The organism is Vogesella mureinivorans, assembly GCF_007644035.1.
In the GTDB taxonomy this organism is placed as follows: Bacteria; Pseudomonadota; Gammaproteobacteria; order Burkholderiales; family Chromobacteriaceae; genus Vogesella; species Vogesella mureinivorans.
The window spans coordinates 1-274 of record NZ_VMTV02000914.1 but is presented as its reverse complement, the minus strand read 5'-3'; the positions used below and the strand labels follow the sequence as shown (position 1 = coordinate 274).

The 274-nt window shown below is 60.9% G+C and carries 1 pseudogene; it reads left to right on the top strand.

The features are described 5' to 3' along the window. Window positions 1–274, top strand: a pseudogene (locus tag FLQ44_RS21125) (UbiD family decarboxylase domain-containing protein); the annotation flags it as partial.

Sequence of the window (274 nt, the reverse complement as noted above, 5' to 3'; positions counted from 1 at the left end):
ACGAGGTCTTCGTGCCGATCCTGCAGAAGGTGTTTCCCGAGATCGTCGACTTCCACCTGCCGCCGGAAGCCTGCTCCTATCGGATCGCGGTGGTCAGTATCCGCAAGCAGTATCCGGGGCATGCCCGGCGGGTGATGATGGGGATCTGGTCGTATCTCCGGCAGTTCACCTACACCAAGTTCGTCATCATCACTGATGACGACATCGATGTGCGCAGCTGGTCCGAGGTGATCTGGGCGATCAGCACCCGCGTCGATCCGGCCCGCGACAGTCT